The 22,572-nt window shown below is 46.3% G+C and carries 23 protein-coding genes; 14 read left to right on the top strand and 9 right to left on the bottom strand.

Annotated features, from left to right (window positions below):
* Nucleotides 1–118 precede the first annotated feature (118 nt).
* The 8 genes from RIG66_RS12350 to RIG66_RS12315 all read left to right on the top strand — a co-directional run bounded on the left by RIG66_RS12350 (nt 119) and on the right by RIG66_RS12315 (nt 6,842).
* Nucleotides 119–298, top strand: a complete 180-nt coding sequence (locus RIG66_RS12350; protein WP_446378414.1) for an XRE family transcriptional regulator — start codon at nt 119–121, stop codon at nt 296–298.
* Between the two features lie 18 nt (nt 299–316).
* Complete coding sequence (locus RIG66_RS12345; protein WP_446378412.1) at nt 317–628, top strand: nucleotidyltransferase family protein; 312 nt, start codon at nt 317–319, stop codon at nt 626–628.
* 130 nt (nt 629–758) lie between these two features.
* The gene (locus tag RIG66_RS12340; RefSeq protein ID WP_446378410.1) at nt 759–1,145 is read left to right on the top strand and encodes a hypothetical protein; all 387 of its coding nucleotides are present in this window, start codon (nt 759–761) and stop codon (nt 1,143–1,145) included.
* The gene (locus RIG66_RS12335) at nt 1,146–1,559 is read left to right on the top strand and encodes an HNH endonuclease (protein WP_446378408.1); all 414 of its coding nucleotides are present in this window, start codon (nt 1,146–1,148) and stop codon (nt 1,557–1,559) included.
* A gap of 239 nt (nt 1,560–1,798) precedes the next feature.
* Entirely contained in the window at nt 1,799–3,499 is a 1,701-nt protein-coding gene (locus tag RIG66_RS12330) for an ABC-F family ATP-binding cassette domain-containing protein (protein WP_446378406.1), read from the top strand.
* A gap of 516 nt (nt 3,500–4,015) precedes the next feature.
* Nucleotides 4,016–5,614 carry a 2,3-bisphosphoglycerate-independent phosphoglycerate mutase gene (gene gpmI, locus RIG66_RS12325; RefSeq protein ID WP_446378404.1) on the top strand — a complete coding sequence of 533 codons (1,599 nt, stop codon included), beginning with the start codon at nt 4,016–4,018 and terminating at the stop codon, nt 5,612–5,614.
* Between the two features lie 62 nt (nt 5,615–5,676).
* Complete coding sequence (gene secG / locus RIG66_RS12320) at nt 5,677–5,907, top strand: preprotein translocase subunit SecG (protein WP_446378402.1); 231 nt, start codon at nt 5,677–5,679, stop codon at nt 5,905–5,907.
* 122 nt (nt 5,908–6,029) lie between these two features.
* Nucleotides 6,030–6,842: a peptidase gene (locus tag RIG66_RS12315; RefSeq protein ID WP_446378400.1), complete on the top strand. Its 813-nt coding sequence runs from the start codon at nt 6,030–6,032 to the stop codon at nt 6,840–6,842.
* Between the two features lie 588 nt (nt 6,843–7,430).
* On the opposite strand, the gene RIG66_RS12310 is transcribed toward RIG66_RS12315, so the two are convergent.
* From RIG66_RS12310 to RIG66_RS12295, 4 genes are all read right to left on the bottom strand, one after another.
* On the bottom strand, nt 7,431–7,613 hold the full coding sequence (locus tag RIG66_RS12310; protein ID WP_446378398.1) for a hypothetical protein: 183 nt from the start codon (nt 7,611–7,613) through the stop codon (nt 7,431–7,433).
* A 168-nt stretch (nt 7,614–7,781) separates the two neighbouring features.
* Entirely contained in the window at nt 7,782–9,407 is a 1,626-nt protein-coding gene (locus RIG66_RS12305; protein ID WP_446378396.1) for an adenylate/guanylate cyclase domain-containing protein, read from the bottom strand.
* Between the two features lie 420 nt (nt 9,408–9,827).
* Nucleotides 9,828–12,179, bottom strand: a complete 2,352-nt coding sequence (locus tag RIG66_RS12300) for an NACHT domain-containing protein (protein ID WP_446378394.1) — start codon at nt 12,177–12,179, stop codon at nt 9,828–9,830.
* 1,046 nt (nt 12,180–13,225) lie between these two features.
* On the bottom strand, nt 13,226–13,468 hold the full coding sequence (locus RIG66_RS12295; RefSeq protein ID WP_446374237.1) for a hypothetical protein: 243 nt from the start codon (nt 13,466–13,468) through the stop codon (nt 13,226–13,228).
* Between the two features lie 34 nt (nt 13,469–13,502).
* Between RIG66_RS12295 and lipB the strand changes: the two genes are divergently transcribed.
* Nucleotides 13,503–14,189: a lipoyl(octanoyl) transferase LipB gene (gene lipB, locus RIG66_RS12290; RefSeq protein ID WP_446378390.1), complete on the top strand. Its 687-nt coding sequence runs from the start codon at nt 13,503–13,505 to the stop codon at nt 14,187–14,189.
* Here lipB and RIG66_RS12285 read toward each other — a convergent pair.
* Complete coding sequence (locus RIG66_RS12285; protein ID WP_446378388.1) at nt 14,157–15,155, bottom strand: FHA domain-containing protein; 999 nt, start codon at nt 15,153–15,155, stop codon at nt 14,157–14,159. The genes lipB and RIG66_RS12285 overlap by 33 nt on opposite strands.
* A gap of 152 nt (nt 15,156–15,307) precedes the next feature.
* Nucleotides 15,308–15,991 (bottom strand): DUF3120 domain-containing protein, encoded by a 684-nt coding sequence (locus RIG66_RS12280; protein ID WP_446378386.1) that lies wholly within the window; start codon nt 15,989–15,991, stop codon nt 15,308–15,310.
* A 348-nt stretch (nt 15,992–16,339) separates the two neighbouring features.
* Here RIG66_RS12280 and RIG66_RS12275 point away from each other — a divergent pair, with 348 nt between their 5' ends.
* Nucleotides 16,340–17,314, top strand: coding sequence for an undecaprenyl-diphosphate phosphatase (locus RIG66_RS12275; RefSeq protein WP_446378384.1), 975 nt, complete (start codon nt 16,340–16,342; stop codon nt 17,312–17,314).
* A gap of 223 nt (nt 17,315–17,537) precedes the next feature.
* Here the strand turns inward: RIG66_RS12275 and RIG66_RS12270 are convergent, their stop codons facing one another.
* On the bottom strand, nt 17,538–18,254 hold the full coding sequence (locus RIG66_RS12270; protein WP_446378382.1) for a TerC family protein: 717 nt from the start codon (nt 18,252–18,254) through the stop codon (nt 17,538–17,540).
* Nucleotides 18,255–18,428: 174 nt separating this feature from the next.
* Between RIG66_RS12270 and psaM the strand changes: the two genes are divergently transcribed.
* Nucleotides 18,429–18,524: a photosystem I reaction center subunit XII gene (gene psaM / locus RIG66_RS12265; RefSeq protein WP_071777246.1), complete on the top strand. Its 96-nt coding sequence runs from the start codon at nt 18,429–18,431 to the stop codon at nt 18,522–18,524.
* A gap of 510 nt (nt 18,525–19,034) precedes the next feature.
* Nucleotides 19,035–19,427: a slr1601 family putative cell division protein gene (locus tag RIG66_RS12260; RefSeq protein WP_446378380.1), complete on the top strand. Its 393-nt coding sequence runs from the start codon at nt 19,035–19,037 to the stop codon at nt 19,425–19,427.
* A gap of 91 nt (nt 19,428–19,518) precedes the next feature.
* Here the strand turns inward: RIG66_RS12260 and RIG66_RS12255 are convergent, their stop codons facing one another.
* Nucleotides 19,519–20,223, bottom strand: coding sequence for a tetratricopeptide repeat protein (locus tag RIG66_RS12255; protein ID WP_446378378.1), 705 nt, complete (start codon nt 20,221–20,223; stop codon nt 19,519–19,521).
* 493 nt (nt 20,224–20,716) lie between these two features.
* Between RIG66_RS12255 and RIG66_RS12250 the strand changes: the two genes are divergently transcribed.
* On the top strand, nt 20,717–21,181 hold the full coding sequence (locus RIG66_RS12250; RefSeq protein WP_446378376.1) for a hypothetical protein: 465 nt from the start codon (nt 20,717–20,719) through the stop codon (nt 21,179–21,181).
* 11 nt (nt 21,182–21,192) lie between these two features.
* Nucleotides 21,193–21,747: a glutathione S-transferase family protein gene (locus RIG66_RS12245; protein WP_446378374.1), complete on the top strand. Its 555-nt coding sequence runs from the start codon at nt 21,193–21,195 to the stop codon at nt 21,745–21,747.
* Nucleotides 21,748–22,185: 438 nt separating this feature from the next.
* Here the strand turns inward: RIG66_RS12245 and RIG66_RS12240 are convergent, their stop codons facing one another.
* Entirely contained in the window at nt 22,186–22,323 is a 138-nt protein-coding gene (locus tag RIG66_RS12240) for a photosystem II reaction center protein K (RefSeq protein WP_006103223.1), read from the bottom strand.
* Nucleotides 22,324–22,572: the final 249 nt, after the last annotated feature.

The following is a 22,572-nucleotide window of genomic DNA, read 5'->3' as shown; positions in this document are numbered from 1 at the left end:
ATTCCCAAATGCGTTTAACCGCTATGGGATAGAGAGGTGCGTAGTTCATCCAAGGAGAATTAATCTCTCAAAGTAAAAGTGAAGGGAATTTCTGCAATGAAATTCAGTCTGTCTATATTTGACTATACTTTTACCAACTATTGGGCGATCAACAATTCACCATTGGGTCAATGAGAGTCGAGATCCAGGAGGTAATACCATTCTCGAAATTAGGAAGGGGCTGAATAAGCTTAATCCGGTGGCTGCCGAGGAGTTTATTCGGTTGTATCTGGATGAGTCAGATGAGAAGGAGAATTAGTTGACCGAGAGTAGCAGTATGACTAGCAAAACAGGGTTAGGCATTAAAGATTTGTTACACGATCAGCGATCGCAAATTCTGGCTATTGCCCAAAAGCATGGAGCCTACAACGTGCGAGTGTTTGGTTCGGTGGCGCGGGGAGAAGCAACGGAAGACAGTGATATTGATTTTTTGGTTGACTATGATTTAGCAAAAATCACCCCCTGGTTTCCCGGAGGACTATTAATTGATTTAGAACAGCTACTCAATCGCAAGGTTGATATGGCTACAGTGGATATGTTGAAAGAACGCAGTCGCGATCGCATTTTGCATGAAGCTGTGATGCTATGAGTGCGATCGCATAGCGTTCCCTGAGGAAAATCGCGTCAGCTCAATCAATCGATTCAGATTATGATAGAAAGAACATAACTCATCCAAGTTGGTTATAAACTCACAGTTTTTCAGATACGAAAAAGCAACAATGGCTGAACTCACCATTCAAGTACCAGACGAACTGGCTCAACGCCTAGAACCACTCCGCGATCGTCTCCCGGAATTACTACAGCGTCTCGTAGAAACCGTTCCCCCCAGAATTCCTTTACCTAACCAAATCTCATCTGTTACTAACCCAACAAATGCTCCGATTGCATACACTGAAGTTCTAGACTTTCTGATCACCCGCCCAACTCCTCAAGAAATAACTACCTTTAAAGTGTCAGCAGAAGCCCAAGAACGTCTCCGCACGCTGCTAGACAAAAACAGAGAAGGAACACTTACAGAAGCTGAAGCAACAGAACTTGATTTATATGAGCAGTTAGAGCATCTGATGATTCTGCTTAAAGCCAAAGCTTATGACTTAATCGGATAAATGACTCCTTCCTCGATTTCCCCTTCCCTACGCCAGCTAGTGATTGAACAGGCGCAGGGTAAATGTGAATACTGTCTCATTCACAAAGATTATTCAATCTACAGCCACGAAGTTGACCACGTTATTGCTCGAAAACACGGCGGTAAAACCGTAGCCGAAAATCTGGCACTAGCTTGTTTATCTTGCAACCGTCACAAAGGCTCTGACTTAACAACCTTTGATCCACTTAGTCATGAAATCGTCCCTTTGTTTAACCCACGCCGTCAAATCTGGACAGATCACTTTACCTTAGACGAAACCAACATTATTGGTACGACAGCAACAGGTCGAGCGACGGTGTTTTTACTAAAACTCAATGCTTCAACTCGTTTGTCTTATCGTCAAGTATTGATTGCCCAAGGACGCTATCCGTGAGACTATCATGCTGTATTGAGGCTGTGATGCTATGAGGCGAGAGGCTCAACGGATGCAAGATAGTTGAAATGCGATCGCGCAGCAACTACGAACCGACGCTAAAGCGCAACATACGAACAAAACCGCTAAATCGATCCATTAATTTTTGTTACGATAAACACGGATGGAGAGTCAGCGGCGCACCCAAAACGTCGGGTAGCTCAATCTCCCTGCTGTAATCTGCTTGAGACAATACACCCATGCTCAGACTAGAACACATTAGTAAAATTTATCCCACTGGCGAAGTTCTCAAGGATGTCAACTGGGAAGTCAAACCGGGCGATCGCATTGGCTTAGTTGGCGTTAATGGTGCGGGTAAATCCACTCAACTTAAGATTATTGCTGGGGAGATAGAACCCACGGCTGGGGAAGTGATCCGCCCGACGAGTCTCCACATTGCTTACCTCACCCAAGAATTTGAGGTTGATCCCAGTCGCACGGTGCGCGAAGAGTTTTGGACGGTATTCACGGAAGCCAACCAAGTACAGCATAATCTGGCGCAGGTGCAACGGGACATGGAAACCGCTGATCCCGATGAACTCGATCGCCTAATCCACAAGTTGGATAAATTGCAGCGTCAGTTTGAAGCCCTCGATGGGTATAGCCTAGAAGCGCAAATAGAGAAGATATTACCGGAAATGGGATTTGCTCCCGAAGATGGCGATCGCTTAGTCAGTGCGTTCAGCGGCGGTTGGCAAATGCGGATGAGTTTGGGCAAAATACTGCTGCAAAGCCCTGACTTATTACTGTTAGATGAACCGACAAACCACATCGATTTAGAAACCATCGAATGGTTAGAAAATTACCTGAAAGGATTAAAAACCCCGATGGTGATTGTCTCCCATGACCGGGAATTTCTGGATCGCCTCTGTACCCAGATTGTGGAAACTGAACGCGGCGTCTCTACCACCTACCTGGGCAATTATTCGGCGTACTTGCAGCAAAAAGCTGAGATGCAAGAATCCCAACTCAGCTCCTATGAGCGTCAACAAAAAGAACTGGAAAAGCAGCAAGCCTTTGTTGAACGGTTCCGCGCCAGTGCAACCCGCAGCACCCAAGCAAAAAGCCGCGAGAAACAATTAGAAAAAGTTGAGCGCATTGAAGCACCAACGGGTAGCTTAAAAAGCTTACATTTTCGTTTTCCCCCAGCTCCTCGGAGTGGTCGCGAGGTTGTCAATATTAAGGAATTGGTGCATACCTACGACGACAAGATTCTTTTCCTCGGTGCAGACTTGCTAGTGGAACGGGGCGATCGCATTGCTTTCTTGGGACCGAATGGATCAGGGAAATCCACGCTATTACACCTGATGATGGGGATGGAAAACGCCACGGAAGGGATTGTGGAACTGGGTAAGCATAATGTGATCCCCGGCTACTTTGAGCAAAATCAAGCCGAAGCGCTGGAGTCAACTAAAACTGTCATGGAAACCATTCATGATGAAGTTCCCGATTGGAAAAATGAAGAAGTTCGCACCTTATTAGGACGGTTTCTTTTCAGTGGTGAAACGGCATTCAAAAAAGTTAAATCCCTGAGTGGGGGTGAAAAAGCGCGTCTGGCTTTGGCAAAAATGTTGCTGCGTCCCGCGAATTTACTCTTATTGGATGAGCCAACCAATCACCTGGATATTCCCGCCAAAGAAATGTTAGAGGAAGCCCTCCAGCATTATGACGGTACCGTGATTATTGTCTCCCACGACCGTTATTTTATTTCCCAAGTGGCGACCAAAATTGTGGAAATTCGTGATGGCGAGTTCCGCACTTATTTGGGGGATTATCACTACTATCTGGATAAAATCGCCGAGGAGAAAGAACAGGCACGATTAGCCGCGATCGCTGCCGAAAAAGCCGCCAAGAAAGCTGAAAAAGCGGCTAAGAAAAAAGCCGCCGCCAAACGTCGATAAAAAATTTAGTCAGCCCTCAACTAAAGTTGGGGCTAAAAGCTTAAACCCGTTTCAACGGGTTCACAAAATTATAGCTTTTCACGGTATGGGGTGTCTCTGTAGGGGCGGGTTTCACCACTATCTTTTCGGTTGCAACCATAAGTAACTAAACCCGCCCCGACTCAGGTTTTTAGACTTCCCGTGAAAAGTCAGTCAAAGGATTCCCCCGTAAGCTCGATGCTTACTTTCGCTTTGACACGGAAACGAAAATTCTGGCTATGGGAGTCAGTAACATTCTTCTGAAGTCACCTGACTCATGATACAAGAGTCAGCTAATTGAGAATAGTATCAACAAGTATCCTCTGCAAAGAGCGTATCGAGAACAATGATTCCAGAGAAAGAAAATAGACCGAAGAAGCTGCTAAATTTTCCAGCAAAATGGCTAAAAAGTCAAAAGAAAGGCAAAAATTAGCCATCAAATCAAGAAACTAATGATATCATGGCGGTGAAATTAGTATAGGAATAAAGAGCGATACTATGATGCAAGCACCTGTATCTCCTGTGGTGCTAGTCATCTTGGACGGCTGGGGCTACCGCAAGGCAAGGGATGGAAATGCCATTGCCCTTGCAAAAACCCCTGTGATGGATAGCCTGTTGACGGCTTATCCCAGTACAACCATTCGCACATCTGGTAAAGACGTTGGTCTACCAGAGGGTCAAATGGGTAACTCGGAAGTGGGTCACCTGAATATCGGTGCTGGGCGTGTCGTCCCCCAAGAACTAGTTCGCATCTCAGATGCTGTGGAAGATGGTTCGATCAGGGAGAATGCAGCCCTGCAAAAATTGAGCCAAGAACTGAAACATCAAGGGGGTAAGTTACACCTAATCGGCTTATGTTCCGACGGTGGTGTACATTCCCATATCAACCATCTGCTGGGATTACTTGATTTTGCTAAATCCCAAGGCTTCTCTGATGTTTGTGTTCACGCAATTATGGATGGTCGGGATACCAATCCTAATTCTGGGATCAGCTATCTTCAGACCATTCAAGAGCATATTGACAAAATCGGCATTGGACGCATTGCCACCATTAGTGGTCGCTACTATGCCATGGATCGCGATCATCGCTGGGATCGCACCCAAAAAGCTTACGATATGATCACCCAGGATGGGAATGGGGATGGTCGGAGTGCGGTTGAGGTGATGCAAGCGTCTTATCAGGCGGACATTACTGACGAGTTTATTCTCCCGACTCGGATTACCTCAGGTGCATTGGAACCGGGGGATGGGATAATCTTTTTTAACTTCCGTCCCGATCGCGCCCGACAATTAACTCAAGCTTTGACTGATCCGGAATTTGACGGATTTGAACGGGAACTGATTAAACCCCTAGCGTTTGTCACGTTTACTCAGTATGATCCCAGCTTCCCGGTTTTGGTTGCGTTTGAGCCGCAGAACTTGAATAATATTCTCGGCGAAGTCGTTTCCCGGAATGGGTTGCGCCAATTCCGCACGGCTGAAACCGAGAAGTACGCCCACGTTACCTACTTTTTTAATGGCGGTTTAGAATTACCCTTTGAAGGAGAGGATCGGGAACTGATTCCCAGTCCCATGGTGGCAACCTACGATCGCGCCCCGGCGATGTCCGCCGTCGATGTGACGGATGTAGCGGTAAAGGCGATTAGCAAAATGATTTACTCCTTGGTGGTGATCAACTACGCCAACCCGGATATGGTGGGACATACGGGAAATACAGACGCCTGTGTGAAAGCTATTGAAACCGTGGATCACTGCTTGGGACAGTTGATTGAGAGCATCAACAAAGTGGGTGGAACCGCAATCATTATCGCCGATCACGGGAATGCGGAATACATGCGAGATGAACAAGGTAATGCTTGGACAGCACACACAACCAACCCTGTACCCTTTATTCTGATAGAAGGGGAAAAATTAAAAATCCCTGGACATGGCACGGACGTTGCTCTGCGGAGCGATGGACGGCTGGCAGATATTGCACCGACGATTCTGGACATCTTAAACCTGCCACAACCGGAAGACATGACGGGACGTTCTATGATTAAACCCGTGGAGTTTGATGTACGGAAGAATCGGACGCCAGTACGAGTTGCCTTATAGTCTTTGGTCTTGGACGAAAAAAGAAGACCACATTGCCATTGACAAATAAGCCATAATCAAGTATGACCAGTCAAATTCTGCAAATTATTTGGGCAGCATCTGCTCTCGGTTTGATTGTTTTAGTGTTGCTTCATAGTCCCAAAGGGGATGGTATTGGTGGAATTGGCGGTCAAGCCCAACTGTTCACCAGTGCCAAAAGTGCCGAAACCGCCCTCAACCGGGTGACTTGGGTGCTTGCCATTATCTTTATCGGTTTGACCATTGTTCTCAGTGCAGGGTGGTTGAATCAATAATGGGTTGTCCATTGTTTGCTGTTCGTTGTCTGTTACAACTGACCCCAGACAAAAACAGCAATGTTAACTGGGTTACACCCAAGGATTATCTAGGAAGGAATGACCCAAGTCACCAATTTGGGATGAAAAAAAGTGCAACTCGCAGGTTGAGGCGTTTCCTCTATAGCACCAGGAAACGTCTCTTGTGGATAGCGATCTTGACCAGTGGGTTGATTCTGTTACTATCGATACCGTGGCATGTCCCTGGGATTCCGTTCTCTCTCCCGACGCCTCAACCTCACCCACTCCCCCAACCATTGGCGCAGTGGGATGATCAGACTAATGCTGGTGATTATTTCACGGAGATTAAGTTAACCCCGGTGGAGTATCTGGTTTGGTCTGAGTTTCCGGTTCAGGTTTATATTGAACACCCCAAAGAATCAGCGGAATCCTCGGCTAGTGCTAAACGATTCCACGATTGGTACGATGCTGTTTTACAAGCCGTAGAGGAATGGACTGTCTATTTGCCCTTACAGGTGGTTTCTGAGACAGAATCAGCAGATATTATTATTGTGCGATCGCGCCCTCCTTTGCAAGCCTCGTTTAACCGCGAAACCCAACGATTTGAGAACATTCGCGCCCGCGCCGCAGAAACTCGCTACGAATTTTATCTGCGTCCCGGCGTTGAGGAATCACAACGTATTTTAGCGCACAAGTTTACCATTTATCTGAGTCCCCACCAAACGGTAGATTATACCCTAGCCACGGCTCGTCATGAACTCGGACATGCGTTGGGGATTTGGGGTCATTCTCCGGTGGAAACGGATACGATGTACTATTCCCAAGTTCGCTATCCGCCAGAAATCTCTGTGCGGGATATCAACACGTTGAAACGGATTTACCAGCAGCCCACTCGTTTAGGATGGGCGGTAACACCTAATATCATGTCCGGTTGAATACCCATAATTGCGGTGATGGGTTGAAGGGGTGATATCATGTCTTAACGATTGCCCATAATTGCAATGCTGCAATAACAGGGGTTTCAGGCGTTTTTATTAGGGGTGTTTGACCGGACATGATATGAGGGGGTGATGGGGGAAAAAGAAAGTTCTACATTAGACTGCAACTTGGTATCACACTCACGTTGCGCCACATACCATCAAAACTAACACTGAAACCCTTAATATACCGTAGGCTGGGCATTGCCCACCAGCCTTAAGTTTGAGTAAAGGGCGACCCGATACAATTGAGTGGATGGGTGGTGTTCATTGATGCAGGCGGGGCGGGTCGCCCCTACAGGATCGTAGGCTTGTGTTTGTTCAAATTCATCGCTATGAATCCTGTTTAAGATTTAGAAACCTGCGAAGGCAGGTTTTGTTTGTGTAGATGCGGTTTTAACCGCCCCATCCTGGAATGGCTCAACCCTATTAAGTTATATAAACAACCTTACAAATGACGTAGCTTGCTTCTCAAGGGCAGCGAGTTCTCCACCGTTAACTTTCTAATTGTCCCCACCTACTGACTGATGGGGGATCTTCAGCGTCCTATCCTAATTTGACGAAGATTGCCTGCACCAGCTTTACCAGTTCAAAGGTGACAAAGATGGCGAGGATGGCTGTAACCAAGCTATTTAAGACGCGATTATTGCCATAGCCAAACAGAGAGGCGGTAAATTTGATCAACACAAAGGCAAGACCGGTAATGACGGCAAGTTGCAAAAAAGTCATAGGTTCTCGTTTAACTAAGTATTTTTGCTGATTAGACTATATCATTTATTCATCCCTGACAAAGGACGTAGCTTGCTTCTTTTCGGGCAGCGAGTTCTCCACCGCCCGACTTTTATTGTATCCACCTACTGATCCATCCTCCCGTTCTTTGTTGTCAGGTGAGTCTGACTAGACTAATAATTCCGTCGTGTTACATTGTTTCCACAAAACCCGATACAGCTGCAGGGGCGAAGCCTTACCCTTCACCGCAATCGGTGGCATTTTTTCTAAAGGAGTCGTTGGATCACCTAGCTGCTCAAACGTACTTTGAGCGATTAAAATCTCCCCCGGATGCGCGACATCACAAATTCGACTACTCACATTGGTTGTATCCCCAATTGTCGCATATTGGATCAGCGTTTTAGATCCGATATTTCCCGCCGCAACCATGCCAGTATTTAAACCAATGTGAATTTGAATTGAGCGTCCTTTTTCCCGAATCCATTTCTGATTTAAGCGACAAACCACCCATTGCATTTCAATCGCTGCTTTTACCGCTAAATCCACATCATTTGGTTGGCGATAGGGTGCGCCCCAAACCGCTAGAAATCCATCGCCGATATATTTTTCTAGAGTTCCTTCATAGGGAAAAACAATCTCTTCCACAACAGCTTGGAAATACTCATTCAGAATTTCCACCACTTGACTGGGTTCCATTTCCGCCGACATTTGGGTATAGTTGCTAATATCCGCAAATAATGCGGTCACTTCCGTCTCTACTGTGGCTAACGTTCCCTCTTCTCGTAACTTGCGACTTACCGATCGAGGAAAGAATTGTTCCAACTTTGCCCGCATCACTTCCTGTTCTTGCATCTTCTTATAGAGGCGGGAATTCTCGATCGCGATCGCGGCTTGGTTCGCCAGACAGGTTAAAAACTCTAAATCCTCATCGGAGTAGATATTGGTCATGGATAAATTATCCACATATAATACTCCAATCACCTCATCTGCGGGTTTGAGGGGAACACATATTGCTGCATGAATCTCCTGTTCAGCAATAGAGATTGAATCGTTAAATAAATTATCGGCTCGCGCATCTTCGGTGAGAATTGCATTCCCATGATGACGGACAAAATTAGCTATTTTACGACTGTAAAAATTAACATCTGTGGGAATTTCTGGGCGTCCATGTACGGCTTTAGGTTCTAGCCCGCCATCGGTTTCATTGACCATCAAAATTGCCGCTCGGTCAATATGCATTATTTTAAACAGTAGATGAATGATTTTGTGTAATAATTGATCGGGGTCTTCGGGCAAAGACAGTTGTTTGCTAACTTCCAGTAAAATTTGTAATTTATCAACCGTTCGTTGATGAGCATCTCGCTGCCGCAGCTTCAGAATCGAGTTCTCTGACTTATCAGATTGCAATAAGTCGAGCATTGGAATTCGAGCATCTTCCGGGGAAACTTGCTTAAGAATTGAAATGTCACTATCTAGATCGGCAGATTCATTGTCCTCCGCTTGGGAGATGTGCTGAACAAACTTGAAGGATATCCGTCCTAAGCGAATGGAATCCCCATCCTTAATTTGACATTGATGGATTCTAATGTCATTGACGAATGTCCCATTGAGACTATTGAGATCCTTAAGGATAACACCGTTAGGAGAGATTAAAATTTGAGCGTGGTAGCGGGAAAGATAGGTATGGTTAACGACAATACTATTATCCTCTTCCCGCCCAATTGTATTCGCGCCCCAACTCAATGGATAGATTTGCTCGTGCAATAGATCACACGTACAGATTAAGTAAGTCACGTTTTCAAGGGGTAAGCTTACTAAAGGGTCGAGCCAGGAAGTAAATTTTACTCCCAGAAAAATAGAAAGGAGCCAATTTTGCTCCCAAAAAATTATTCGGCATTGAGTTTCGTTATAGCACTACGCATTAAGGTTAGGACATAAAAGAAAAATCAAAATCGCTTGACCCTGAGCGAATTTGAAGGGTCAATTCCTTGTCAGATAAGCGTTTTTCTTCACTATTGCCTATTGCAAGAAAGCCTAGCAGCGCTATACCTTAAATCAGCCGACCAAGTTTGGTGTTTAACGCTTATCAAACTCGTATTGGCAAAGGGGTCTTATTTATAGTTCTAGCCATGAAATCTGATGACAGGAATTCTTTCCAGAAAAGTAAAAAAATGTATCAAATTTTTACATGAAATGAGACTTGGTTCTGAGTTTCTATAATAACGTTGCCTCAATCTCTTGTCGTACAGTAGCTGTGAGCTGACAATTACTATTAAGACAGTCTACGATTAATCTATTAGCATAATCATACTGATCAAGCCGTTGTTGCCATGGGGCGCTCAAGTGCCATTCATAACCTATATTTCGATGGTCAATTATTACCGATCGCAACTGCGCTACCCACTCTTGACTATGCTGACGCCACCACTGCTGAATCTTATCTTTATCGTCTTGGCAGTTAGGCAATTGTTGTTTCAATTGCCGGAGTGAGGTACTAATTGGTTTCCCTGGGGTTAGATAGTCGAGTTCAAGGGCAAGGTGTAAGGCATTAAGTCGATCATCAACCAAATCAGGAGTCAGCGCGATCGCAACAGCTAATCCTTGAATTAAGGCTAAATCTAAGGCGAGATCCCCAGCTAATTCACCCGCGAGTCTAGGATCAATGGCTAAGGCTAATGTCGAGTCACCCGCGAGTCGATGATTGGGGGGTAAAGCAAGGGTTAAGTAAAAAGCCCGAACAGCCGCCGATTTGTAGGAGGTGGTGACAGTCAAGGATTTTTGTCGCACCCAGTCAAGTAGCCCTGGTAAAGTCTGGGCGGGGGTTTCAGCAGGGGGCAATTTGGCGGGCGATCGCTCGTTTTTGTCCGGCTTCTCTACCTCTGCCACAACTAAAGCATCAATCTGTTGCTTTAGACGCTGTATCATTCCATCAGCATTGGGTAACATCTGGGCGGTGAGTAAAATCACTTCCCGCCAGCGTTTTTCGGTGAAATGGGACAATAACTGGGAAATAGAGGTTTCGGCATCAGCGACAATTGCCCTTGCTGTAAAATACTCTTGAAAGGTTAAATGAGAAAACGAGTAAATTCCCCTCGCCCGTTCAACTAATAAACCATGCTGCGCCTCAATGGATTTCAAAACCGCCGCACTATCTAATTCTAGGGTAGCCAGATCCAGGCGATCGCCTAACTGTTGCTGTAAATAGTCACCAATTAGGTGGACGAGGGTGCTTTCGGTAAAGAAATAATCCCCTTGCTCAAAGGTTATGGCAGCTATCTGACTCAACAATTGTAGCTTATGAGACAAGGATAAATTACGATAAATATCATCCCGTTTAATCCCTCTGGCTTCGTCCCACCGAATCAGTAGCAGATCAAGTCCTTGTTTGTAGAGATCACAACGTTTTTTGGGGAATTCTGTCTTGGTTTGAAAGACTAAACAACTCAGATTTAACAGGACGGGCGTCGTTGCCAGTTCTCGAATCGGTTGATTTTCAGAACTCTCTAACTGTTCCAGAAATAGCGCCGCTTTTTTTAATCCTAATGCAGGTTTATTCCGAGCAACGGCGATAAACCAATTTTTGACAAACTGTTCAATTTGAGGACGTTTGAAGTCAGCCAGTTCTACCTCAGTAAAGCCGGGAAACCTGTATTCTTTAGCGGCAATCCGACAGGTAATAATAATCTGATTTTTATAATAGTGGTCGGCTAGCTGGCGAATCTGGCGAATGACGGCATCACTCCAGGTATCTGGCACTTCATCCAAGCCATCCAATAGTAGCAATGCTCTGCCTTGATTTAAAACCGTTTCTAGTTCTTGGGCAGTTACATCGCAGCGCTCAAAGTCTTGGGTAATATAGTTAAAAAGATTCCCATTATTTTCACAGCAAGCATCCTCGGCAAAGTTTTTCAGGCGGATAAAAATGGGAACCTGTTCCGGTTTAAATTTCCCCGTATTACATTGAATCGCTAGATATTGTAAAAATGTGGTTTTCCCGGCACCAGGTTTTCCTAATACCATTAAGTTGCCATATCGTTCCACGGCTTTAAGTCCGGGAAACCCTTCCAGTCGAACATTGCCTAAGCCCAAGCGATCAAAGTCTTCTGATTTGCCGCCTTGTAAATCGTTGAGATCGAGCCATCGTTGACTGCTAATTTCTTCGAGGATATTAACATCGACATAGAGTTCATCTAAATCAATCGGTCGGGTAATATCTAATAGACGTAGGGTTCCACATTGATGGTGCAGTTTATCATGATGCTTTTGTCGCACTTGATCGACGAGAGCATTAATATCATTGTCAACCGTTGGAAGGTTCTGAGTTGGATGGGGTTTAGCTGTTAACGGTAACGCCGCTATTTCGTCGAGATCCAGATCGAGGCGAAAGCAAATCTCGATAAAAACGTGATGATCAACGGGTTTCCCCTTAAAAAATTTCCAAATCGGCTGACGAGTTTCTAAACCTACTTCTCCGGCTAAGTATTCCTGTGTCCATCCCTTACGCAGGAACGCTTGTTTGGCTTTTTGGATGCCTTCTGTAGATGCTTTGAGCGAACGTCTTGCCATAGCCTATCGGTGATCAAGTGCAGGACAAATCCTACTGGATTTAGCTAGAGTGTTCCCACCCATTCGGTAGAATGCGACATTTTACGGATTTTTGGAGATATAGGGAGAGATAAATCGATGACCTGGTGTACTAGGATGGAGAGGTCTGTCGCTACTAGCAGATGGGTGAGCATATCAAGTTTGCCAGCAGCGCGGATGGGTAGGTGTTTTTTGAGGCGGCTCTAGAAAAATGGCTGAATCGCTTGGTGTATCAGGGGTTGAACACCATTGCCGTAAAATCTCAGCCGCGCAATCTCTGAAAGGTATACTGTAACTGGTTTTCAGGTAATTGTATAAATAGGCTCTTGTCAAACTTTATGCCTGAAATGCTATTATTTTTATCAGTCGCGCAACTGTACCTTGATAACTACATAGTCTCAGGCTTCCAGATGACCGCCCTCGGAATTCCCCTGAATCCCTATCAGGGATTGAAACGAATGCAAACTATATCCGCGATAACTCCATCCTACTCGGAATTCCCCTGAATCCCTATCAGGGATTGAAACTTGGTGCCGGTAAGGGTGCCGGATGTTCTTTGGGGAACTCGGAATTCCCCCTCATCCCCTAACCCCTTCTCCCTCCGTGGGGAGAAGGGGAACCGGATTCTCTTGCTCCCCTCTCCCGTGCAACAAAAGCGAAGCATCCTCTGTCCTCCTCGCATAACAAAAAGCGAAGCATCCTCTGGTCTCCCCCTTTTGAAGGGGGACGGAAGGGGGATCTATAGCGCTACGCGCTGGTGTATTTACACATTAGAAATGGAGGCTTTATCAGGAGTGCTTTAGAACATTTGTACTGTAACTACGGGAGAGCCTACTGCTATAAAAGGGGGGAACGAGGGGGTTGGGAGAGGGGCTGGGGGTGAGGGGTTAAGCTTAAGTTGACACCAATGAAGGCTTTGCGCCCCTACAGTTTCCGGGCTAATGGTTAATTCATCTTGCAAAAGGTGTGCCACGCCACTACAATTTGGCGACAATTTTGCGATGGCGTTTCCAGATATTTGGCAGAATTCAATCTGAATTCAAGCGCTTGTTAATCTGGTTCATCAGTCCAGTTAACAGCGCACCTGCCATTAAAAGACCGATCGCAGGAGTAAAGACAGGATTCCACAAGCTATACCACACGTCTAATCCCAGTGAAACACCAATCGATCGCCCCAACAGTGCGATCGCGAACCAGAAGAAGCTGAATAAAACCAGGAAGAAATCAGCGACTAATAACTGATTTACCCAATAGATCAGTTTGTCTTTCATAATAGGTAAGTTATCTTCAGAAAATAGGACGTGAATGGCACAACGTCAATGCTTACTATACAATCAAGGACTTATACCGTATACCGTCGCCTGGGAACAACAGCGATCGCTCCTGTCACAACGGATTAACGATCCCACCCTTGATGATGTTCTCTTATTAATGGAACATCCACCAGTCTATACTTTAGGTCAAGGGGCAAGTTTAGACTTCCTCAAGTTCAACCCCGCAGAAGCTGATTGGGAAGTTCACCGCATCGAACGGGGAGGTGAAGTCACTTACCATTGTCCCGGTCAACTCGTCGGCTATCCCATTCTCAATTTACGATATTATCAGCAAGATTTACATTGGTATCTGCGACAGTTAGAAGCCGTCTTAATTGAGGTGTTGGCGGTTTATGGACTCAAAGGCGATCGCGAAACCGGGATGACTGGCGTTTGGCTAGAGGGACGCAAGGTTGCCGCCATTGGCATTAAAGTTAGTCGTTGGATTACCATGCACGGCTTTTCCCTGAATATTTGCCCCGACTTAAGCGGGTTTGGGCGCATCGTCCCCTGTGGAATTGCCGATAAACCAGTGGGGAGTCTTGCCCAGTTTATTCCTAATATTACCGTAGACCAAGTTCGCCCCGTAGTAATCGCTAAATTTGCCGAGGTATTTAATGTCAGTTATAGCTACTCAGAGCGATATTTAGGTCAAGTTTTCCGAACAGCGAGTCGCTAAGAACTTATTCAGATCAGCATAGGTTCCCGCATAAGTGGTGGTTGGCTTCTCATACCCTTTTAGGCTAACAATATGTTGTTTAAAGCCCAGATTCTTGTATCCTAGCTGTTCCAGATAGCTATAGGTATCTTCTCCCAACGCAATATCCAGACCAATTTGTTTCGTCGCCGACTCCAGACGAAACGCCGCATTCACTGTATCGCCAATTGCTGTATAGTCAGGGCGATCTCCACTGCCCGTATTTCCCACCATTGCATAACCCGTATTCACTCCCGTGCCAATGCGTAGCGGGAAAGGTAGGGGGTACTGACTGGAAAGGGATGCCGTCATCCTGTGCAAATCGCTAACCGCTTGCAACACATTCATAGCTTCGTCTTTACTCATCCCTTTATGCCCATGAAACCAAATTGCCATCACTGCATCGCCAATATATTTATCCACCCAACTTCCCGATTTGCGGATAATATTTCCTGATTGGCGAAACCAAGTACCAATCACAGCCGAAAGAATCTTTTCATCCAGTTGGCGAGTTAGAACCGTAAAGTCACGGATATCCACCACCATCACCGACATTAGACGGCGCACATGTAACGTAGAGGTTAGGGTTTCACTACTTGGAGGTTGGCTATAATCGCGATCGCGGTTACGGGTATCGGATGGTGAATGAAATTCCAGTTCAGTCTGACCAAACATTAGCTGATCGCCATTTCGTAATGTCACCGGAATACTCACTCGGCGTCCATTCACGAAAGAACCATTGCGACTTCCTAAATCGATTAGATAGAAATCACCAGTTTCAGTACACTGTAACATCGCGTGATTTCGGGAAATCCAACGATCTGAGAGGACAAAATTGTTATCATCTCCGCGACCAACTGTCCAGCAATTACTACCCACCAGGGGGAGGTAGCGGTTACCAGTCTCAGTCGGTAGAAGTAAATAGGGAGTGGATCGTAGAGTCACCACAGGCACAGAAGCAACGACGGGTTAAAAAATAAACAGAGGATTAAGTCTATATCCTAGTAGATGCATTCTGAAGCCAAACGAGTGATTCCGGAAACTTCACTGCCCTTATGGTTTGATGTCAATATTTGTTTACTGTAGACATTCATGAGTTTTTATTGCAGTGTAGCTGCTAGCCAAAATAGGCTATCTACCAAAATTGTACTCAATACTGCCCCACTAAATGCCCACCACGGCAATCGCCCTCGGGTTAATGCCCCACATCCTACTAATCCTAGTGTACATCCTAAAACCGCTGCCCAGCTAATTCCCCAAGGGGTTTGTACTTGTGCGATCGCCTCTTGCAAGATCGGGGTGATCAAGGCCGGATCAACGTCCATGATCTGACGCCAGTAGGGAATCAAATCCGTTAAATAAAAATATACATCGGTGAGAGCCGTCCCGAACAGAGAACCCAGGTAAAACAAATTACCTACAGCGCCTCTACCCCGCCATAACCCCCAAAGGGCAAACGGTAGACCAATCGCTTCGATGGGTAAATGTAACAGAGGTTCAGCCCGCAGCCAGCCCCAATAAATTGAACCGGCTAGCCAGCACCAACTAAAACCCAGTAACAAATCTCCCCATACTCGCATCCTTGGACGCGCCAGTAGCTTGAATCCCAGCCATATCCATCCTAAGGTCAACAGTAAACTCAACCAGGGAAGTTGCCGGACTAATGGCGCTTGCACAAACACAGGGACAGAAACCAGAAATGAGGCAGCGGCAAACAGCCACCAGCCTTGCACTCTAGCTTTTGAGCCTATACCTAGACCATTCAGGGGGCTACGGATTGACATCAAAAGCCAAACCTCTTCTGATGGATCGGAGTAGTTGGAGGATGTATCAGAAAACATACTATTGCGAAACACGATTTGTTTAATTTTCTTTACTTATGTTTACATATCTCAATATATCATGAGCATTATCCCCCCTAGGGGGATATGACCTATTATAGAGTACTGCTAGCACCTCCAGAAAGTTTGCGATCGCGATCAAGCTATGCCAGAATTCCGATTAAAGTGGGTAACTGATAATTAGTAATTAGGGATTGGGAATTTTAACCAGCCTCAGATCCTGACTGTTCCCTGTTCCCTTGTCCTCATGCTCAACTTGAATTATGTCCGACTACTTATCCGACTACTTACATGATCAAATTGCAGTGGCGGTGGTTCAAATTTTTAAGGATTAGCCTTCTGAGTGCCTTACTCACCATACCGTTGAAGAGTTTTGCCACCACCATTACGACAGACGTAGCAGTACCCACAACCCAATCCACCTCCCAGATGAACATAGTTCAGGCGTTGGTACTAGGAATGGTGCAGGGGTTAACGGAGTTTATCCCGATTAGCAGTACAGCGCATTTAAAAGTCGTGCCTGTGGTATTAGGCTGGGGTGATCCAGGGGTGGCTTTTACGGCAATCATTCAACTGGGAAGTATTGCCGCCGTGCTGTGGTATTTTTGGTCAGACTTATGGCAAATTTCCACAGGCACAATTCAAGCAATTCAGAGGAGGGATTACCAAGCCAACGATTTTCGCATGGCGGTGGGTATCGGCTTGGGTACTTTACCGATTGTCTTCTGTGGCTTGTTAATTAAGATATTTATTCCCGATTTTGATAATTCGCCCCTGCGGAGTACCGTCGCGATCGCTTGTGCTTCAATTTTTATGGGGCTGCTGTTGGGCGTTGCCGAAAAGATCGGTACTAGAGAGCGCAATTTCGATAAATTGGGGATGCAGGATGGCATCTTGATGGGATTTGCTCAAGCCTTGGCACTCGTTCCTGGCGTATCGCGATCGGGTTCAACAATTACAGCCGGCTTGTTTATGAGGTTAGAACGAGGAACAGCTGCCCGCTTTTCCTTTTTGCTGGGTATCCCAGCGATTACCCTAGCGGGGTTAGTCGAGTTAAAAGATTTATTAGAATCCGGAGTTGGGGAGGGGGGATTTATGCCTCTCACCGTGGGCGTGATATCATCAGCCGTATTTTCTTATGCTGCGATCGCGTGGCTGATTCGTTACCTACAAACCCAGAACACTTGGATCTTTGTCTGGTATCGCGTCGCCTTTGGTGTGGCAATTTTAGCCGCGATTATCGCTGGGGTAATGCCCGATAGTTAGGTAGTGAGGGGAGGGAACAGGGAAGCAGGGGAAGCAGGGGAAGCAGGGGAAGCAGGGGAAGCAGGGGAAGCAGAGACATTCTGATGAAACATCTTTTGTAGGGGCGGGTTTTACCATTAACGTTTCGTTTTCACCCTGATATAACTAAACCCGCCCCGACCTAACCGTTCACAAATGACAAATGACAAATGACAAATGACGATCCTCAATTTTTCCCACCGACTTATTCAGGCTGTTCATTAACCTCTGGTAGTGAGTTGTCGGCTTCATTCGTGCGCTGAGAAAATCCCCAGAGGAAGATCAAGGCAATAATGGTAATCATCAACCATTCGGGCGGCACGAATTCGGGATTAATCGCCCGAACCAAAAGTCGCAATCCGACTATACCAACGGTAATGTAACCCGCATCCTCCAGGTTGACATACTCCTGCAGCCAACGGATGAATAATCCTGCCATAAATCGTAGGGTAATCACACCGATGGTGCCACCTGCCAGAACCAGCCAGATTTGGTCAGAAATCGCGATCGCGGTGGTGACACTATCTAAGGAAAATGCTAGATCAGTAATGGCGATCAGAGGAATTACTTGTAACAGCGATGTAAATCGGGGTCCATGATGGTGATGTTGTTCATCTTCCTCGGAGGTGAAATGCTCGAAGACTAACCAAAGCAAATAAGCAGCACCGAGAAGTTCAAATTGCCAAAACTTGACCACCCACGTTGCCGTCAGAATCAGACTAATCCGCAGAATGTAAGCCACCACCAAGCCAAAGTTCAGCGCTTGTCGCTGAAGTTGCTTGTCTTCTAACCCTTGAGCAATTGTTGCCAGCGCGATCGCGTTATCGGCTGACAGCACGGCTTCGAGAGCAACCAAAATCAGCAGGACTAAGGGGGCTTCAATTCCTAGATTGAACGGTAACTTAAAAACTTGATCCAGCATTAATGAAATAAATAATGATTTTGAGTATTGACGAGGACGTAAGCTGCTCTTGCTCGGCAACTATGAGCCTTCTGTTAACTAATCTTAACGTGTTGCCCGAAATTTCTGCCGAAAACGGAGCAATAGCCAGTAGACTAAAGGTCATATTGATGTTTAATTAGGAGCTTGTAAACCATGTCCCTTTCAGATACCCAAGTTTTCGTCGCTCTTGTCGTAGCGCTCATTCCCGGTATCTTAGCCTTCCGTTTAGCTACGGAACTCTATAAGTAGTTCTCATTCCCAATTTGGCTGGGAACTGGCAAGGATGAGGGGTGTGATGTCAACCCTTGTCTTGTAGATACGGTTTGAGTTGCACCCCTCATCTCCTAATTCCGGATAATGGCAGCAAAATTCTGTAAAGTATCTGACTATCCGCAGCAGAGTATTGCCTGAGGAAAACTCTTTGTCTATGATCTGAACGTTAGGCGACCAGCTCGGTCGTGTCAGTCGGTGGACTGGTGAGTGCCGACACTGCCAGGATGAAGCCGAAAGAAAATGTTAGCGATTGTCAACCTTTTGGCAACGGACATACGTTCAATCCACCCCTAGGCGTACAGTTTAAAAGCACGAGTCTGTAACTATCCAGACGAGAGGCGAATGCTGGCGCGTCGAACGTCGTTAGTCAATAAGGCGGTAGGGGTCTTACCAACTTTTGTACAAGGGAAGCGATACTTTTTGCCGAGCTTTCCTCTGCCGCTAAATTAAAGACGATAACGGGAGTCTCCAGCGAGTTTTTTTGAGATGAATGCAATCCCAACCTCTCGACCCACTCGGCAACCTTTACCAACCCGCCGCAGGGTTCCTCGCCAAGAACGTCGTCCACGGCGGCATTCCTACTCCGTCGTGGCCGGTGAAATTACGGTTAAATTAGTGGTAAATCTGATTATTTGTGCTGCCGCGATCGCGGGATTGGCACAACTGTTGCCCTATCATCTGTCCCAAAAGGCGAAGTTGCAAGAAGTACGATCAGAAGTAAAACGCACCCAAAGCCGGGTTCAGAAACTCCGCAATGACTTCGGCGAAGCGTTTGATCCGGCACAAGCTAGACGAGTTATGCAAGATCAAAGTTACCGGGTTGATCCAAATCAGCGTCAAGTCGTCTGGGAAGATCGACGTCTCATGCCCGATAACTAAATAGGGGCTGCTACAGGGAGTTTTGGGGTGGGGAGAGGCAACAGGGAACAGGGAATAGGGAACACTTTCAACCCCCTGATGAGGTTTGAATTCATGCGCTTAAGGGATCAAGTAACTCACCCATCCAGGTTTCAACTTTCTGGCGCAGACGACCCGAAGTTCCTGATACAGGCAGTTGAGAGAGTGCGCGTTGATAATCAGCGATCGCGCAGTTCCAGTCTCCCCGCAGATGATAGGTACGACCTCGTTCGGCATAGATGTGGTTTTGTAGGCATCCCAGGATTAAAGCCAAGTCCAGGTTTTCGATGGCGAGGTCATAAAGCCCTAATTCCCGAAAGGTGATGGCTTGGTTAATCCAAGTGCGAACATTACGCGGATTGAGATCCAATGCTTTTTCGTAATCGGCGAGTGCTTTGGCTAATTGTCCCATGGCAGCATAGTAATTGCCGCGATTATTGTAAGCGCTGTCCAATTCGGGATTGAGCTGTAAGGCTCGGTTGTAATCGTCTAAAGCTTTTTGACGCTGACCCATTTGAAAGTAAATCAATCCTCGGTTGTTATAGTCAATGGCGTGGGTAGGATGATGTTTAATTGCCTGACTCAAAAGCGCGATCGCACTCCTGTACTCTCCCTGTTTGGCTTTGCGTTGAGCTGAGGTGCGTAAATTTTTAATCGAAAGGTGGTTAGGGGTTCGAGGGGTTAGTGTAATCGTGGGTAAAGGCTGGGGTTTCCGGCGGGACATAGGAATCCATTGTCTATTCTCTTCATCGCCTTTGATAAATACATGAGCGTTCATAATCGTTCTCCAACAACACCTGCGGTCTATCTACAATCAACCTTAAGTCTGGCTGCACCCCGCGAGTTGGTGTCGGTGTGTCACTTCCTGAGGCGTCTTTACTCCTCTTAATAATCACCAGCCAACCCAACGTATTGATGTTCTATGAGAAATCTACAGCACAACTTAGTTGCTTTCCTGAAATCTTAATGAATGAAGCTGAGTCATTCCCTCTATCCTGGGTGTTGTTCACCCCGCTAGCTGTGTGAACTTACAAAAATTGGCACAATCGCAATCAGCACTCAAACCTTCATTGCCATCTGGCGATGCTCCGTCCCCCAACCTTACAGGGCTAACGGTAATGTGCCAGAAATCTGCAACGTTTCTTTACATTCCCCAGCAAGTGATTGCCCAGTTTAACTCATAAATAAAGAATGTCCAGTCGAGAAGGTGGTAAAATGCAACCCAAGTAACTGATTGGTTTGGGTTGGGAATAGTTAAGGACACTGAAAATATGGCAACCACAACAGCATTACAGAATGCTCCTGACGTTAGTGCGGATAACTATTTAGTGGTAGGGTTAGCCACCTGCTTCTTGAAACAAGAGGGTGAAGTGGAGGAGGTGAAAATCCTGGAACCGATTCCTTCGGCGGCTCTGGAGGCAGTTCTCAAAGGGATTCCGACCTCCTATTCCATGGCGCATGGCACCACACTGGGCGAGGTTATCAGTGGTGACACCCCAGAAAAACCGCCGGAATTTCCCGCCGAGGCTCATTTTTGCGACGATTTTATCGCCCGCGCGATCGCAGCAGCTCGCACGTACAAAACTCGTCCGGAGGCACAAGCCCACATTCCCCCCGGTACAACACGCGATGATTTTAACTACTCTATCGAACGCAAGCGGGTGCTGAATCAGATACGAGTTGTGCGTAAGGAAGACGACGTTAAACAGCACGAATACACTCACAAAGTTCTATAACCCAAACGACGATGCTGAAACTTTATGGTGGCTCCCGCAGTCGGGCGTCAATTGTCCAGTGGTATTTAGAAGAACTGGGTGTTCCCTACGACTATGTACTGTTGGACATGCAAGCTGGAGAACATCGCCAGCCGGATTATCTGGCGATTAATCCCATGGGTAAAGTCCCAGCTATTATGGATGAGGATTTCCAACTGTGGGAGTCGGGAGCAATTTTGCTCTACCTGGCTCAAAAATATGGCAACCTGAACGGATTGGAGGAGCAAGCAACTATAGCTCAATGGATTTTGTTTGCCAATGCGACGCTTGGTCCGGGAATTTTTGTGGAGGCGAGTCGAGAGCGGGAAATGCCGAAATTATTTCCCCCGCTTGAGCAACGTTTACAGAATCAACCGTTCTTGTTGGGAGATAAGTTTAGTGTCGCTGATGTGGCTGTGGGATCGTATTTGAGTTATATCCCGATCATGTTACAGCTTGACCTGAGCGAGTACCCAGCTATCTCAGACTATATTAAACGCCTTGGTGAGCGATCGGCGTTTCAGAAAACGATTGGCGGACGCAGCTAAATAGGGGCTGCTGAATAAGTGTTGTGGTGAGGGGGAGCGGGGGAAGACTTCGGCGTGAGCGCTCAGTCGAACGCTGGGGAAGCCAATGTAGAGACGTGCCATGGCACGTCTGGGAGCTGGGGGAGCAAGGGTACATTTTTCCTGAGCAAGGTGATGCCATACTTATGAAGGATGCTACCCGATTCCCTTGAATCAAACCCTCTATCAATAAAGCTCAAAGCATTTATGGCTAAGGGTTTGGACTTTGTGCAGCAAGCCCTAAATATATAAAGCTGTAGACTATGAATCAGGACACCCCTAACTGGAATGCTGCTGACTTAAGCTGGGTTCGTAGTAGGCACGAAGCATACCAGAAGCTTTCGCATTGCTTACTACAAACTCTAAAGTCAGTGCCATTTTCCCTAACTGGGTGTCCTTGCCATAATTGATTTTATTGATTTACCGGAAACCCACAGCCGCTTGCCAAACAAATGCTAGCAGCAAGAAAAAGACGGGGATGACTGGGAGAACGTCTACGATAGGGTCAAAGATAGAGTAGGCTTCAGGCAATTTCGCCAACAGCATGGCTGCTTCCATAGTTAAGTCTTCCTTTCTAAGCGAATTTTCAGAATTGAAAAGTATCTTAACATGAACTGGGTTACAACTGAGCTAGCTTCAGGGGGTAGGTTGGGTCTAGGGAAGAGACATTGGTGTCAACTTAAGCCACATTACCCACGATAGGATACTGGGTGTGGGGTATGGGGTGTGGGGTGTGGGGGGAGCTAGCAATTTTGCCTCACTATGTATTAAAGTTTCCTGTTTGGAAAAAACGTTGTGGATGAATAG

This window comes from Coleofasciculus sp. E2-BRE-01, from assembly GCF_040221695.1.
Taxonomy (GTDB): domain Bacteria; phylum Cyanobacteriota; class Cyanobacteriia; order Cyanobacteriales; family Coleofasciculaceae; genus Coleofasciculus.
The sequence above is the reverse complement of the archived record's forward strand: the minus strand, read 5'-3'. Positions and strand labels throughout refer to the sequence as shown.